13 protein-coding genes are annotated in these 13,647 nt (G+C 64.9%); 6 read left to right on the top strand and 7 right to left on the bottom strand.

What is annotated here, in order from left to right; all coding sequences use genetic code 11:
• The first annotated feature begins 97 nt into the window (after positions 1–97).
• Positions 98–769, top strand: coding sequence for a DUF938 domain-containing protein (locus ASG57_RS25690; RefSeq protein WP_024337024.1), 672 nt, complete (start codon positions 98–100; stop codon positions 767–769).
• A gap of 106 nt (positions 770–875) precedes the next feature.
• Here ASG57_RS25690 and ASG57_RS25685 read toward each other — a convergent pair whose 3' ends face one another.
• Positions 876–2,942 (bottom strand): prolyl oligopeptidase family serine peptidase, encoded by a 2,067-nt coding sequence (locus ASG57_RS25685; RefSeq protein ID WP_057198038.1) that lies wholly within the window; start codon positions 2,940–2,942, stop codon positions 876–878.
• A 199-nt stretch (positions 2,943–3,141) separates the two neighbouring features.
• On the opposite strand from ASG57_RS25685, the gene ASG57_RS25680 reads away from it, so the two are divergent.
• Both ASG57_RS25680 and ASG57_RS25675 read left to right on the top strand, forming a co-directional pair.
• Positions 3,142–4,389 carry an MFS transporter gene (locus tag ASG57_RS25680; RefSeq protein WP_057198225.1) on the top strand — a complete coding sequence of 416 codons (1,248 nt, stop codon included), beginning with the start codon at positions 3,142–3,144 and terminating at the stop codon, positions 4,387–4,389.
• Between the two features lie 212 nt (positions 4,390–4,601).
• Complete coding sequence (locus ASG57_RS25675; RefSeq protein WP_024337027.1) at positions 4,602–5,837, top strand: MFS transporter; 1,236 nt, start codon at positions 4,602–4,604, stop codon at positions 5,835–5,837.
• A gap of 179 nt (positions 5,838–6,016) precedes the next feature.
• On the opposite strand, the gene ASG57_RS25670 is transcribed toward ASG57_RS25675, so the two are convergent.
• A complete protein-coding gene (locus tag ASG57_RS25670; protein WP_024337028.1) occupies positions 6,017–6,511 on the bottom strand; it encodes a VOC family protein in 495 nt (164 codons plus the stop codon).
• A 90-nt stretch (positions 6,512–6,601) separates the two neighbouring features.
• Positions 6,602–7,147 carry a carboxymuconolactone decarboxylase family protein gene (locus ASG57_RS25665; protein ID WP_024337029.1) on the bottom strand — a complete coding sequence of 182 codons (546 nt, stop codon included), beginning with the start codon at positions 7,145–7,147 and terminating at the stop codon, positions 6,602–6,604.
• 138 nt (positions 7,148–7,285) lie between these two features.
• On the opposite strand from ASG57_RS25665, the gene ASG57_RS25660 reads away from it, so the two are divergent.
• From ASG57_RS25660 to ASG57_RS38130, 3 genes are all read left to right on the top strand, one after another.
• Entirely contained in the window at positions 7,286–8,485 is a 1,200-nt protein-coding gene (locus tag ASG57_RS25660) for an acyl-CoA dehydrogenase family protein (RefSeq protein ID WP_024337030.1), read from the top strand.
• Positions 8,486–8,639: 154 nt separating this feature from the next.
• Positions 8,640–9,779, top strand: a complete 1,140-nt coding sequence (locus ASG57_RS25655) for an acyl-CoA dehydrogenase family protein (protein WP_024337031.1) — start codon at positions 8,640–8,642, stop codon at positions 9,777–9,779.
• Between the two features lie 118 nt (positions 9,780–9,897).
• Entirely contained in the window at positions 9,898–10,056 is a 159-nt protein-coding gene (locus tag ASG57_RS38130; protein ID WP_155248213.1) for a hypothetical protein, read from the top strand.
• 21 nt (positions 10,057–10,077) lie between these two features.
• Here ASG57_RS38130 and ASG57_RS25650 read toward each other — a convergent pair whose 3' ends face one another.
• The 4 genes from ASG57_RS25650 to ASG57_RS25635 all read right to left on the bottom strand — a co-directional run bounded on the left by ASG57_RS25650 (position 10,078) and on the right by ASG57_RS25635 (position 13,641).
• The gene (locus tag ASG57_RS25650) at positions 10,078–11,115 is read right to left on the bottom strand and encodes an amino acid ABC transporter substrate-binding protein (protein ID WP_024337032.1); all 1,038 of its coding nucleotides are present in this window, start codon (positions 11,113–11,115) and stop codon (positions 10,078–10,080) included.
• Between the two features lie 85 nt (positions 11,116–11,200).
• A complete protein-coding gene (locus ASG57_RS25645) occupies positions 11,201–11,794 on the bottom strand; it encodes a L,D-transpeptidase (protein ID WP_024337033.1) in 594 nt (197 codons plus the stop codon).
• A 208-nt stretch (positions 11,795–12,002) separates the two neighbouring features.
• Positions 12,003–12,977 carry a hypothetical protein gene (locus tag ASG57_RS25640; protein ID WP_024337034.1) on the bottom strand — a complete coding sequence of 325 codons (975 nt, stop codon included), beginning with the start codon at positions 12,975–12,977 and terminating at the stop codon, positions 12,003–12,005.
• Between the two features lie 100 nt (positions 12,978–13,077).
• Positions 13,078–13,641 (bottom strand): thioredoxin family protein, encoded by a 564-nt coding sequence (locus ASG57_RS25635; protein ID WP_024337035.1) that lies wholly within the window; start codon positions 13,639–13,641, stop codon positions 13,078–13,080.
• Positions 13,642–13,647 lie beyond the last annotated feature (6 nt).

Genomic DNA, 13,647 nt, shown 5'->3' with positions numbered 1-13,647 from the left:
TAGTTCGTTCATCAGCCGGGTCGGGATTGGCAGATTATTCTCGGACGTTCGGCCAGCATGGCCATCTTTTCTGTTTCGCATTTTTTGGGGACGTCACTTGGCTGAATATGTCGTCGAATTTGGCAGGGACGGCGGAAGGGTCGAGCCGGATGGGCGGCTCGATGCGCCGGCCTTCCATCGCAATCACGAGCCGATCTGGGCTGCGCTGGAAAAGCATCTCGCCGGCGCGACCGGAAACGTGGTGGAACTCGGCAGCGGAACAGGTCAGCACGTGGTTCATTTCGCGCGCCACACGCCCGGCCTGATCTGGTGGCCGAGCGACCTCAACCAGCGCCACCTCAAGAGCATCGAAGCCTGGCGGGTATATGCGGCTCTGCCGAACATCCGCCCGCCCCTGCGGATCGACCTCATCGATCCCCATTGGTGTCCGGAGATGAAGAGCGGGCAGGGCCCGACGAGCCTTGCAGCCGTGTTCTGCGCCAATGTCATCCACATCGCGCCCTGGGTCGTCGCCGAAGGCCTGTTCGCCGGCGCGGGTCGATACTTGCGCGCCGACGGCAAGCTGTTCCTCTACGGCCCCTTCAAGCGCGACGGCAAGCACACTGCGCTCAGCAATGCGGTGTTCGACACCTCATTGCGCGAAGGCAATCCCGAATGGGGCGTGCGCGACATCGGCGACGTCGAGAGTCTCGCGCGGGGCGCGGACCTTCGTCTCGTCGATACGATCGATATGCCCGCGAACAACCTCACGCTGGTGTTCGCGCGCTAGAAGGTCGTCGTGCCCGGGCTTCCACGTTCGCCGTTCGACACGTCAAGTCGTGGATGGCCGGGTCAAGCCCGGCCATGACGATGTGGAGACGTCCGCGCCCCTAGCGCTAGTCGCCATCCCGCCACCCGATCCTCTCCTTCAAAAACCGATAGCCCAGCACCTCGAAGCCGGCGCGCTCCTTGTTGTCCTTGCCGTAGCCGTGGCCGCCGGCTGCCGGTTCGTAGAGCCAGGCCTCATAGCCCATCGCCTGGAGCTTCGCCGCCATCTTGCGGGCATGGCCGGGATGAACGCGGTCGTCGCGTCGCGTGGTGGCGATCAGGATCGGCGGATAGGGCTGGCCGGCCTTCACATTGTGATAGGCCGAGTAGGTCTGCAGCCACTCCCATTCGTCGGGCTTGTCGGGATCGCCATATTCGGCGATCCAGCTCGCGCCCGCGAGCAGCTTGGTGTAGCGGCGCATGTCGATCAGCGGGATGGTGCAGAACAGCGCACCGAAGCGCTCGGGGTAGCGCACCAGCATGTTGGTGATGAGGATGCCGCCGTTCGATCCGCCCTGCGCCGCGATGCGCTTCGGCTGCGTCACGCCGCGGCGGACGAGATCGGCAGCGACCGCGGCGAAATCGTCATGCGACAGCTTCTTGCCTGCGAGCCGGCCGGCATCGTGCCAGCGCGTGCCGAACTCGCCGCCGCCGCGCAAATTGGCCTGCACCGTCGTGCCGCCGCGCTCCAGCCACAGCTTGCCGAGCGAGGCGTTGTAATACGGCTTCACGGAAAGTCCGAAACCGCCATAGGCGCTCATATAGACCGGCGCGTCGCCGATCTCTGCGGCGGGGCCGGTCTGGACATAGGGAATGCGCTCGCCGTCGATCGAGATCGCCTCGTGCTGGGTCACCACGAGCCCGTCTGGGGTGAACGTCTTCGGTGCCTGCTTCAGCACGGTTGGGCTGGCGACGCCACGCTCGATCAGCAGCAGCGATGGCGGTGTCAGCGGGTCCTGCACATTGGCGAGCAGATCGCCGTTGCTCTCGGACGGATGGCGATCCAGCGGCCAGACGTCGACGACCCCGATTCCCGGCAGGCCGGGAAGCATCTCGCGGCTCCAGCCGGTTGTGGACGGCGTGCGGATCTCGAAGCGCGGCTTCAGCTCGTCGAGAATCGAGAGGACCAGCTTGCCGGCGACCCAGAACAGGCCTTGCAGCGCCCGCCGTGGTGCGGGTTCGAACAGGATTGCGAAATCGCGGCTGCCGGCGAGGAACGCCGAAAGCGAAATGCCGAGCACGGTATCGGTGGCGTAGGTCCGCCCCTCGACCGTCCAGTCCTTGCGCAGCTTCATCGCGAACCAGTCGCCATGCGCCTGCATCCAGATCCCGGTCGGCAGATCGAGCCTGGTCGTCACGCCAGCGGCATCGCGCAGCCAGATCGCATGATTGAAGAAGTCGATCTGGTCTATGATCCAGGTTCGCGGCGCAGTGCCGGTGTCGTCGACGCTGCCATAAATCATCATGTGATCGGGCGTTGTCTCGATGATCACCTGCGCCTCATCGACAGGCTGGCCGCGTCGCCACAGCCGAACGGTCCGAGCATATCCCGAGCTCGTCGTCATGCCCTCGCCATGCGCGCTCGACAGCAGCAGCGTGTCGGCATCGAGCCAGTCGACGCCGCCCTTGGCTTCCGGCAGCGTGAAGCCGTCCGCAACGAATCTCTTCGTGGCGAGGTCGAACTCGCGAAGCGTGACGGCATCGCTGCCGCCGCGCGACAGGCTCAGCATGGCGCGCGAGCTTCCCGGCATGGTGGCGATCTGGCTCAACAGCCAGTCCTCGCCTTCGCTTGCTGCGAGCTGGTCGATGTCCAGCATGGTCTCCCAGTCCGGGCTGGCCTTGCGAAATTCCGCCATTGTCGTCCGCCGCCACAGGCCGCGCGGATGGCTCGCGTCCTTCCAGAGGTTGTGCAGATCGTTGCCGCGCCGGCTCACATAGGGGATGTTGTCCGGCCGGTCGTAGATCGCGGCGAGGATGTCGCGGTCGTGCTCGAAGGTTTTGCCGCCGAACGCGGCGAGCGTCAGGCTGTTCTGCCGCTCGACGAAATCGAGCGCCTGGGTGCCTTCGATCTCCTCCAGCCACAGCCAGGGATCGTCGTCGGGGGCGGTGAGCGTGGGCCTGTCGTCGACCGACATGAAATGAAACTCCCGGAAGTCGCGGCGGATAGGATTTGATCGAACTCAAGCCGTCAAGGGTGCCGCCCGGTATCATCCGTTCGATTGCGTCGGAGGCATGGCCTGCGCCCATTTGCGCCGGTTGCTTACCCTCTTGCGCCCCACCATAGTCCCGGGAATCAACGAGAGCCCCTGACGAGCCCTTCGGGCGGGAATGCCGATGATCGATGTGACGTCTACTGCCGAAATCGCCGACGACGCCCGCGTGCGTGCCAATGTGGTGCGCCTTGCCGCCGCGCAGGCATTGACCGGCGCCAACTCGGCGGTGATCTTCGCAACCGGCGCGATCGTCGGCGCGACGCTTGCGCCGGACATGTCGTTCGCGACGGTGCCGATCTCGATGTATGTGGTCGGGCTTGCTGCGGGCACGCTGCCGACCGGCACGATTTCGCGGCGCTTCGGTCGTCGCGCGGCTTTCATCATCGGCACGGGCCTCGGCACGCTCACCGGCCTGCTCGGCTCGTTCGCGATCCTGCGCGGTTCGTTCGCGCTGTTCTGCTTCGCAACCTTCCTCGGCGGCCTCTACGGCGCCGTGGCGCAATCCTATCGCTTCGCCGCCGCGGATGGCGCCAGCGCGGCTTACCGTCCCAAGGCGGTGTCGTGGGTGATGGCCGGCGGCGTGTTCGCTGGCGTGCTCGGCCCGCAGCTCGTGCAATGGACCATGGACGTCTGGCAGCCCTATCTGTTCGCCTTCAGCTTCCTGGTGCAGGCGGCCGTCGCGCTGGTCGCGATGGGCATCGTCGCCGGCGTCGACATGCCCAAGCCCGCGCCGGCCGATCTGCACGGCGGACGGCCGCTGCTCACCATCGTGACCCAGCCGCGCTTCATCGCGGCGGCGCTCTGCGGTGCGATCTCCTATCCCATGATGAATCTGGTGATGACCTCGGCGCCGCTCGCGATGCAGATGTGCGGCCTCAGCGTGTCCGATTCCAATTTCGGCCTGCAATGGCACATCGTCGCGATGTATGGGCCGAGCTTCTTCACCGGCTCGCTGATCGCCCGCTTCGGTGCGCCGAAGATCGTGGCCGCCGGCCTCCTGCTGGAAGCCGCCGCCGCCGGTATCGGCCTCTCCGGCCTCACCGCCATGCATTTCTGGGCCACGCTGGTTGTCCTCGGCGTGGGCTGGAATTTCTCCTTCATCGGCGCTTCCGCGCTGGTGCTGGAGACGCACCAGCCGCAGGAGCGCAACAAGGTGCAGGCGTTCAACGATTTCCTGGTGTTCGGCATGATGGCGATCGGCTCGTTCTCCTCGGGCCAGTTGCTGGCCAATTACGGCTGGTCTGCGGTCAACCTCGTGGTGTTCCCACCGGTCGTGCTGGGCCTTGTCATTCTCTCGCTCGTCTCTTGGGCTCGTCGCCGCAAGGCGCGGCTGGACGCGGCCATGGGCGAGTTTCCGGACGCGGTCTAGGCTGGCGGGAGCCTGTCAGCAGCGTTGATACTTCGATCCCGCTCGAAGTGATTTTCGGGTGAGGGTCGGTTAGATGTCGTCATGGCCGGGCTTGTCCCGGCCATCCACGTCCTGCTACGTCGAAGGAAGAGCGTGGATGTCCCGGGCATAGGCGAGCGTGAAGCGACGCCGTCCTTCGAACGGCTATGCCCGGCATGACGGAGTAGGCGGCCATGCTCGATAATCCCCAACAGCCCCGAATTGACGAATCCTCCCTCCGTTACGAAGGCTGGCGCATCGTCGCGGTCTGTTTCCTGCTCGCCACCTTCGGCTGGGGTCTCGGCTTCTACGGCCAGAGCGTCTACGTCGCCGAGCTCCAGCGCGCGCGCGGCTGGCCGACGTCGTTGATCTCCTCCGGCACCACGTTCTTCTATCTCTTCGGCGCGCTGCTCGTCGTCTTCGTCGGCGAAGCCGTGCGAAAGTACGGGCCGCGGCTCTGCCTGATCGCTGGCACGCTGGCGATGGCGGCCGCGGCCGTTGCGATCGGCGCGGTGCGCGAACCCTGGCAGCTCTATCTTGCCAATGCCGTGCTCGCCTTCGGCTGGGCCGGCACCAGCCTCGGCATGATCACGAACACGATCAGCCTGTGGTTCGACCACAGGCGCGGCATGGCGATCAGCCTTGCGCTGAACGGTGCGAGCTTCGGCGGCATCGCCGGCGTTCCGCTGCTGGTGATGCTGATCGGCCATGTCGGCTTTGCCAGCGCGATGTACGCCGCTGCCGGAGCCATGCTGGTGCTGCTGCTGCCCGTCATTCTCCTTCTCGTCGGCCGACCGCCCGACCGCCACGGCCGGCACGCGACCGCGAAGGCAAGACCGCAATCCTCGACGCAGATCCGCGCATGGGCATTGCGTGACGTCGGCTTCCTCACGGTGACGACAGCCTTCGCCCTCGTGCTGTTCGCGCAGGTCGGCTTCATCGTGCACCTGATCTCGTTCCTCGATCCCGTGATCGGCCGGGAGCGGGCAGCTCTTGCCGTCGCCGTGCTGACGGCGATGGCCGTGGTCGGCCGTGTACTGTTCTCACTGGTGATCGACCGCCTCGACCAGCGGCTCGCCTCCGCGCTGTCGTTCCTCAGCCAGGCTGCGGCGCTTCTCGTCGTCATCAATCTGCACGACGACTACGTGCTGATCGCGGCCTGCGCGGTGTTCGGCTTCTCGGTTGGCAACCTCATAACGCTGCCTTCGCTGATCGTGCAGCAGGAGTTCGAGTCGGCCGCCTTCGGTGTGCTGATCAGCCTCAACACCGCGATCAACCAGGTCACCTACGCATTCGGCCCCGGCGTGGTCGGGGCCTTGCGCGATTGGTCCGGCGGCTATTCGCTGCCGTTCTATCTCTGCATCGTGCTGGAGGTGATGGCAGCTGCACTGATCATGGTGCGAGGCAAGCCAGGAGCAAGGCTATCGTAGCATGGGCAGAGACGCGTTGCGCCGTGCCCACCCTTCGGCATCGCGCTTGATGTTTCGATGTCCCCTCATCACACTCCGTCATTGCGAGCGTAGCGAAGCAATCCAGAATTGTTCCTCAGAGACAGTCTGGATTGCTTCGTCGCTACGCTCCTCGCAATGACGGGAGGAGAGAGCAGAGTTCACAATTCACGCTGCCGCAACAATGCCTCCACATCCAGCCGCTTGGTGAACATTGCGAGCTTTCCATCCGGTCCGAACGGCCATTGTTCCCTCGGCTTGTCCCAGTACAGTTCGACGCCGTTCTGGTCGGGATCGCGCAAGTACAGCGCTTCGCTGACGCCGTGGTCGCTCGCGCCATCGAGCGCAATGCCGGCCGAGAGCACACGGTGCAGCGCATTCGCCAGCGCGGGGCGCGTCGGATAGAGGATCGCGGTGTGGAAGAGCCCCGTCGTGCCCGGGGGCGGCGGCGAGCCGCCCTTGCTCTCCCAGGTGTTGAGGCCGATGTGGTGATGATAGCCGCCGGCCGCGATGAAGGCCGCGCCCGAGCCCATGCGCTGCATCAGCTCGAAACCGAGCACGCCGCAATAGAAGCCGAGCGCACGATCGAGATCGGCGACCTTGAGATGAACGTGGCCGATTCGGGTGCCGGCAGGAACGGCTGGGCTTTGCGACATGTGAATGCTCCCTTGCTGAACTCCAAATAGGCAAGGCCCGAGGCGAGTGCTACTCGCCCGTCCTGAAACTCATCGTTTCCGAATGGGCGGTTAAGCCAGCTCCGACACCTCACCTTCCGGCAGCTCGAACTCGAACGTATTCAGCGTCATCGACACCAGCGTGTAATAGCCGCAGAGTCCGATCACCTCGACCACGCCGCGCTCGCCGAGCAGCTTCACCGCCTCATCATACAGGCCCTTCTCGACGCCGTGGCCTTCGTGCAGCGACTTCGCGAGGTCGTAGATCATCCTGGCCTTGGGGTCGTCGAAGTCGGGCGTGCGGCGGTCGCGGATCGCCTCGATGATCTCAGGGGCCATCCCGCCGGCAAGTGCGAGGCGCTTGTGCGCATACCATTCGTAATGCGCGGTCCAGTGCCGCGCCGTCACCAGGATCGCGATCTCCGAGAGCTTGGCCGGGAATACCGTATCGAATCGAAGGACCTCGCCGAGCCGTGTGGCGTGACGGGCCATGTCGGGGCTGTTCAACCAGGCCATCATCGGCGGCGGCGGCTTGCCGCGCTTGCCGGCGATCGATTCGTCATAGGTCTGGCGCTGGCTCTCGTTCATTTCGCCAGGCGAAAGAAGCTTCAGGCGCATTCTCGTTTCCTCTTTGTTTTCAAGCTCGCCGTAACGGCGACTATAGCCGAATGCGGGCTGCGGAAGTGGTTGAATTCCGCGGAGCGTTGGCCCAGAGTCGCCGGCAACAAGCTGAATTCCGATGCGATGGAAACGACCATGAGCGATACAGAAACCACCGATCTCGAGACCTTCCGCAACGAGACGCGCGCCTGGCTGGAAGCCAATTGTCCGCCCGAAATGCGCAAGCCCGCAACATCGGATGCGGATGTGTTCTGGGGCGGTCGCAACGCGAAGTTCTCGTCGGAGCCGCAGCGCATCTGGTTCGAGCGCATGCGCGACAAGGGCTGGACCGTGCCCGACTGGCCGAAGGAGTATGGCGGCGGCGGCCTCAGCGCCGCCGAGCACAAGGTGCTGCGCGCGGAGATGGCGCGGATCGGCGCCCGTCCGCCGCTGTCGAGCTTCGGCATCTGGATGCTCGGGCCGGCGCTCCTGAAGTACGGCAACGAAGCCCAGAAGAAGGAGCATCTGCCGAAGATCGCAGCGGGCGAGATCCGCTGGTGCCAGGGCTATTCCGAGCCGAACGCCGGATCCGATCTCGCCTCGCTCCAGACCCGCGCCGAGAGCGACGGCGACGACTTCATCATCAACGGCCAGAAGATCTGGACCTCCTACGCCAACTACGCCGACTGGATCTTCTGCCTGGTGCGCACCGATCCCGCCGCGAAGAAGCATGACGGCATCAGCTTCATCCTGTTCGACATGACCTCCAAGGGTGTTTCGACCAAGCCGATCCTGCTGATCTCGGGCTATTCGCCGTTCTGCGAAACCTTCTTCGACAATGTCCGGGTGCCGAAGTCGCACGTGGTCGGCACCATCAACCGCGGCTGGGACGTCGCGAAATATCTGCTCCAGCACGAGCGCGCGATGATCTCGGGCATGGGCGAGCGCGGCGTCGGCCGTCCGCTCGGTCAGATCGCGGCTGACACCGTCGGCACCGATGCGCAGGGTCGGCTCGACGATGTCATGCTGCGCGGCCAGATCGCGCGCTTCGACGTTGACGAAGCCGCGCTCGCGGCCTGCGCCGAGCGCGCCGTCGATCTCGCCAAGGCAGGGCAGGCGCATCCGGCGTTTTCCTCGGCCATGAAATATTACGGCACCGAGCTCAACAAGCGTCGCCACGAGATCCTGATGTCGGCCGGCGGCGTCGATGCGCTGGAATGGGAGAGCGAGCGCTCCAAGCAGGGCGCGAAGCCGCGCGCCTGGCTGCGCACCAAGGCCAACTCGATCGAGGGCGGCACGTCCGAGGTCATGCTCGGCATCGTCGCCAAGCGCATCCTGGATCTGCCGGGGGCGTGAGCGGCGCTCTCACCAAATGTCACTCCGGGGCGCGCGTAGCGCGAGCCCGCAATCCATCTGCCCGCGGAAATGCCGTCTGATGGATTCCGGGCCTGGCCCTTAGGGCCATCCCGGAATGACGACAACGAATAGATTTCGAACGGGAAACACGTACATGGCCCTCGTCCTCACCGAAGAACAATCCATGCTCCGCGACTCCGCGCGCGGACTGATCAGCGGCAAGGCGCCGGTGTCGCACCTGCGCCATCTGCGCGACAGCAAGGATCGCGTCGGGTTCTCGAAAGAGCTCTGGCACGCCTTCGCCGAGATGGGCTTTGCCGGCCTCCTGGTGCCGGAGGACTTCGGCGGCAGCGGCCTCGGCTATGTCGAGGCGGGCGTCGTCATGGAGGAGATCGGCCGCACGCTGATGCCCTCGCCCTTTCTTGCCACCAGCGTGGTTGCGGCCTCGGCGCTGAATCGCGGCGGCAATGCCGCGCAGAAGTCGGAATACCTGCCGAAGATTGCAAGCGGTTCGCTGCTCGCGACGCTCGCGATCGACGAGGGTGCAAAACATCGCCCGCTGCAGACCAGTCTCCAGGCCGTTCGCGCGGGCAACGGCTTCAGGCTCTCGGGCGCCAAGGCTCTGGTGGTCGACGGCCATGTCGTCGACCTCCTGATCGTCGCCGCGCGCACGGCGGGGGCCGCCGGCGAGCGCGAGGGCCTGACCTTGTTCCTGGTCGACCCGAAGGCCAAGGGTGTTGCGATCGAGCGCACCATCATGGTCGATGCGCACAACGCGGCGCGGATCGACTTCGCCAATGTCGAGGTCGATGCCGACAGCGTGCTCGGCGAAGTCGACCAGGCCGCCAACCTGCTCGATGGCGTTCTCGACATCGGCCGCGGCGCCGTCGCTGCCGAGATGGTCGGCCTCAGCGAGGAGGTCTTTGGCCGCACCGTCGAATATCTGAAGAGCCGCAAACAATTCGGCAAGCTGATCGGCGAATTCCAGGCGCTGCAGCATCGCGCCGCCGAACTCTACATCGACATCGAGATAACCCGCGCCGCCACCATGAAGGCGCTGCAGGCACTGGACGCCGATGTTGCCAAGGCCGCATCGAGCGTCGCCGTCGCAAAGGCCCGCGCCGGCACCACCGCCACGCGCGCGGTGCAGGAGGGCGTGCAGATGCACGGCGGCATGGGCATGACCGACCAGTTCGACATCGGCTTCTTCATGAAGCGTGCGAGAGTCTGCGAGGAGCTGTTCGGCGATGCGAATTACCACACCGAGCAGCTGGCCAGGGCGCGCGGGTATTGAGGCAAGCGGCAGAGACGAGGCTAGAGAGGACCAGCGCGAGCCGTCATGGCCAGGCTCGTCCCGGCCATTCACGTTCTCAAGTGCTGCAAGAGCGCGGATGCCCGGGACAAGCCCGGGCATGACGACCAAGAGTGTGGTGCGCGTCTACGTCAACATCGTCATTGCGAGGAGCGCTTGCGACGACGCAATCCAGGCTGTTGCCGGGGAGGCATTCTGGACTGCCTCGCGGAGCCTGTCACCGGGCCGCGCTTCGCGCGGACCCGTTGGCGCGCAATGACGACGGCGGCGAGAGCCGCCGTTATCTCATCGGCGGTGCGTACTGCACCCCGCCCGCGTTCCACAGCTGGTTCATGCCGCGCGGAATCTTCAGCTTTGACTTCTCGCCGATGTTGCGGTCGTACATCTCGCCGTAATTGCCGACGTGGCGGATGATGCGCGCCGCCCAGTCCTTGGTCAGGCCGAGCTTCTCGCCGTAATTGCCTTCGGTGCCGACGAGGCGCATCACTTCCGGCTTCTTCGACTTCAGCGCTTCGTCGATGTTCTCCGAGGTGACTCCCAGCTCCTCGGCGTTGATCATCGCGTACAGCGTCCACTTCACGATCATCATCCAGTCGTCGTCGCGCTGGCGCACGACGGGCGCCAGCGGCTCCTTGGAGATCATGTCCGGCAGGATCATGTGGTCGCCGGGCTTGGAGAGGTTGAGCCTGAGCGCATAGAGCTGCGAGACGTCGGCGCTGAACGTGTCGCACTTGCCGGTGTCGTAGGCCTTCACCACGTCGGCGAGGTTTTCGAACTTCACCTCTTCGTATTTCATGTTGTTGATGCGGAAGTAGTCGGCGATGTTGAGCGCCGTCGTCGTGTTGGCCTGCACGCAAACCTTGCTGCCGGTCAGATCCAGCGATGTCTCCTTGTTGCGCGAGCGCGGCAGCATGAAGCCTGCGCCGTCGTAATAGGCGACGGCGGGGAAATAGAGATCGTAGTCGAGCTCGCGCGCCATGCTCCAGGTCGTGTTGCGCGAGAGAATGTCGACCTTCCGGCTCTGCAATTCCTTGAAGCGCTCGTTGGCGTCGAGCGGGATGAACTTCGCCTTGCCCGGGTCGTCGAAGATCGCCGCCGCCACCGCGCGGCAGAAATCGACGTCGAAGCCGGTCCAATTCTTGTTGTCTTCCGAATATGAGAAGCCCGGCAGTCCCTTGTTGACGCCGCACAGCACCTCGCCGCGGCGCACTGTGCGCTTCAAGGTGCGGGTGTCGTAGAATTCATAGATGATCGCCGCGACGGCGACCACCACGGCGAGGGCGAGCCCGATCAGCAGGCCGCCACGAAAAGTGCGCATCATGTTGCTCTCTCGAAAATCGGAAAATGGGAATTGCAGGAGGGGCGGAGCATGATCCTGGAGATCATGCTCCTATCCATAGCCCTCAGAGTTCGGGCTTCTGCCGGATGACCACCTTGGTGCCGATCGGGACGCGATCGTAGAGATCGGCGACGTCGGCGTTGACCAGGCGGAAGCAGCCCGAGGACACCTTGGTGCCGATCGTGTCGGGTCGGTTGGTGCCGTGGATGCGGTAGACCGTGGTGCCGAGATACATGGCGCGGGCGCCCAGCGGATTGCCCGGGCCGCCGGCCATGAAGCGCGGGAGATAGGGCTGGCGCTGGATCATCTCCGGCGGCGGCGTCCAGTCCGGCCACTCCTTCTTGTTGGTGATGGTCACCAGCCCTTGCCACTGGAAGCCGTCGCGCCCCACCCCGATGCCGTAGCGAATCGCGCGGCCGCCGGGCTGCACAAGATAAAGGTGACGTTCGGCCGTCGAGACGATGATCGTGCCCGGGGGCTCGGTGGTGCGGAAGTAGACCACCTGCTTCTGCCATTCCGGCTCGAGCTGATAGCCGTCATCAGCAATCAAGCCCGGCTCGTCGCCGCGGTCAGGTTGCTGCGCGAGGGCCTGCGGCGCGGACAGGATCAGCCCCATCGCAGCCATGAAAACCCCGGTCAGGCGACGAAAATCCGTCATTTCAAGCTCTCCCCGCTGCCACAGCGCAAATCATTCGGAACCATCAAACCTGAGGGGCAAGTTCATGGCAAGTTGATGGCGCGGGCCCTTGGCATGTCACGAGAATGCTTTGGCTTTTTGAGGCGGTCCTGGCAATGCCACAAACGGGGGATGGCGCGAAAAGCAGTGCTTGTCGCCATGGGTCCGGTGCCTCCCTCCCCTGCACAAGCTAGATCTTGTTGCTCTCCGCCGCGATTCCCAGCCGGCGCACGATCTCCGTGCCCACGGCGCGGGCCTCGACCCGCGAACCGATCCGCGGGCTGCGAAACCGTCGTCCCGAGTGCAGACGGATCACCACGATGCAGTGCTCGTCCTCGGAGCGGCCGCGGCGCTCCACCGTGATCGTCTTCACGTCGGGCCCTTCGATGTGGTCCGCGCGGGGCGTGCCGTCGCCCCACAATCGCTCGACGCGAATATGGTCCTGCCGGATGATCCAGAATGCGCCGATCGCGAGGTTGGCGTAGCGGTAGACGGCCAGCCCGGCGATCACGCCGAGCGGCAGCAACAGGATATCGACATGGCTGGGCGGCAGGCCTCGCCAGAGCTTGTAGGCATAGGGACCAGCGCACAAGGCGATCGCGATCAACGCGACGATGCGGACGTCCCTCACAGGAAAAGGCTCGGCCGGCTCGCCGAGATGCATCTCGGGATTGCGGGCGTCGAGCGGATTGCTGGGTGCCTCGACATTGGGGACCTCGAACTGTGTGACGATCCTGTCCACGGTGTCGCGAACATGGGTCACGTCCGAGATCGGCGGCGACGTCAGGCGTTCTCCCGATGCCAGCGTGAAGACCAGCTGGAAACGGGCTTTCACCCTCTTGCTGCCGGGAACCTGCAATCCGCTGATGTCGTGCTTCGGGACGACACGCGTGCGGAGCTTTCCGAACGGACGCTGCTGCCCGATCAGGATCTCGTTGGGCGTGATGATCCACACCACCGCCGGCGCCATCATGATGCCGACGACGAATCCCGCCCCCACCAGGAGCGCCACCGCCGAGACGATGATCTCCAGCGTATCGTGCGTGAGCAGGCCGGGCGTGAAGCACAGCGCCACCGCGGCCGCACAGCCGGCCATGATCAGCCGTTGCGCGATCGAGGAGCCTTCACGAAGGCGGATGTCGGTGCTGGTGGTCGAGTCGTCCATCGCGGGCGGCTGATTCCGTCGCCCGCGAAACTCTACGGGCGGGTCCGCGGTGTCAAGCAACAAGGGACAGCGGAGACCCGCCGCGCGATGGCTGCGCGCGTCAGCTGGCGACGTTCAGCAGCTTTGCCACGGTGCGCTCGATCTGGTCGTAACTGCCTTCGCCGGCGTGCCGGAATACGATCTTGCCGCTCTGGTCGATGATGTATTGCGCCGGCCAATATTGGTTGCGGTAGGCGTTCCAGGTCTTGGAATTATTGTCCTGAGCCACCGGATAGGCGATGCCGTGGCGCTTCAGCGCGGCCTGCACGTTCGAAGCCGAGCGCTCGAACGGGAACTCCGGCGTGTGCACGCCGACCACGACGAGGCCCTTGTCCTTGTACTTGGCGTAGAGGTCGTTGACGTGCGGCAGCGTGTTGACGCAGTTGACGCAGCCATAGGTCCAGAAATCAACCATCACGACCTTGCCGCGGAGGTCGGCCATGGTCAGCGGTTTCGAATTGAACCAGTTGGTGATTCCGGTGAAATCGGGCGCGTTCTCCTGGCTCGCGGCAGCGACGCGCAAGGGTGCCGCGCCGGACACCTCGTCGCAGACGCCGGGGATAACGGCCCCGGTGACGGTGAAGCCGGTCAGTGCGGCGGCCATGGCGAGCAGTTTGAAAGTCATGAAGGG

It is taken from the genome of Bradyrhizobium sp. Leaf396 (assembly GCF_001424605.1).
In the GTDB taxonomy this organism is placed as follows: domain Bacteria; phylum Pseudomonadota; class Alphaproteobacteria; order Rhizobiales; family Xanthobacteraceae; genus Bradyrhizobium; species Bradyrhizobium japonicum_C.
The sequence above is the reverse complement of the archived record's forward strand: the minus strand, read 5'-3'. Positions and strand labels throughout refer to the sequence as shown.

Bases quoted from the DNA above. Each gene is read 5' to 3' on its own strand.
- ASG57_RS25665 (WP_024337029.1), bottom strand. From the start codon at position 7,147: ATGCGCCTGAAGCTTCTTTCGCCTGGCGAAATGAACGAGAGCCAGCGC.
- ASG57_RS25685 (WP_057198038.1), bottom strand. From the start codon at position 2,942: ATGTCGGTCGACGACAGGCCCACGCTCACCGCCCCCGACGACGATCCC.
- ASG57_RS25655 (WP_024337031.1), top strand. From the start codon at position 8,640: ATGGCCCTCGTCCTCACCGAAGAACAATCCATGCTCCGCGACTCCGCG.
- ASG57_RS25670 (WP_024337028.1), bottom strand. From the start codon at position 6,511: ATGTCGCAAAGCCCAGCCGTTCCTGCCGGCACCCGAATCGGCCACGTT.
- ASG57_RS38130 (WP_155248213.1), top strand. From the start codon at position 9,898: ATGACGACCAAGAGTGTGGTGCGCGTCTACGTCAACATCGTCATTGCG.
- ASG57_RS25645 (WP_024337033.1), bottom strand. From the start codon at position 11,794: ATGACGGATTTTCGTCGCCTGACCGGGGTTTTCATGGCTGCGATGGGG.
- ASG57_RS25650 (WP_024337032.1), bottom strand. From the start codon at position 11,115: ATGCGCACTTTTCGTGGCGGCCTGCTGATCGGGCTCGCCCTCGCCGTG.
- ASG57_RS25675 (WP_024337027.1), top strand. From the start codon at position 4,602: ATGCTCGATAATCCCCAACAGCCCCGAATTGACGAATCCTCCCTCCGT.
- ASG57_RS25635 (WP_024337035.1), bottom strand. From the start codon at position 13,641: ATGACTTTCAAACTGCTCGCCATGGCCGCCGCACTGACCGGCTTCACC.
- ASG57_RS25680 (WP_057198225.1), top strand. From the start codon at position 3,142: ATGATCGATGTGACGTCTACTGCCGAAATCGCCGACGACGCCCGCGTG.
- ASG57_RS25640 (WP_024337034.1), bottom strand. From the start codon at position 12,977: ATGGACGACTCGACCACCAGCACCGACATCCGCCTTCGTGAAGGCTCC.
- ASG57_RS25660 (WP_024337030.1), top strand. From the start codon at position 7,286: ATGAGCGATACAGAAACCACCGATCTCGAGACCTTCCGCAACGAGACG.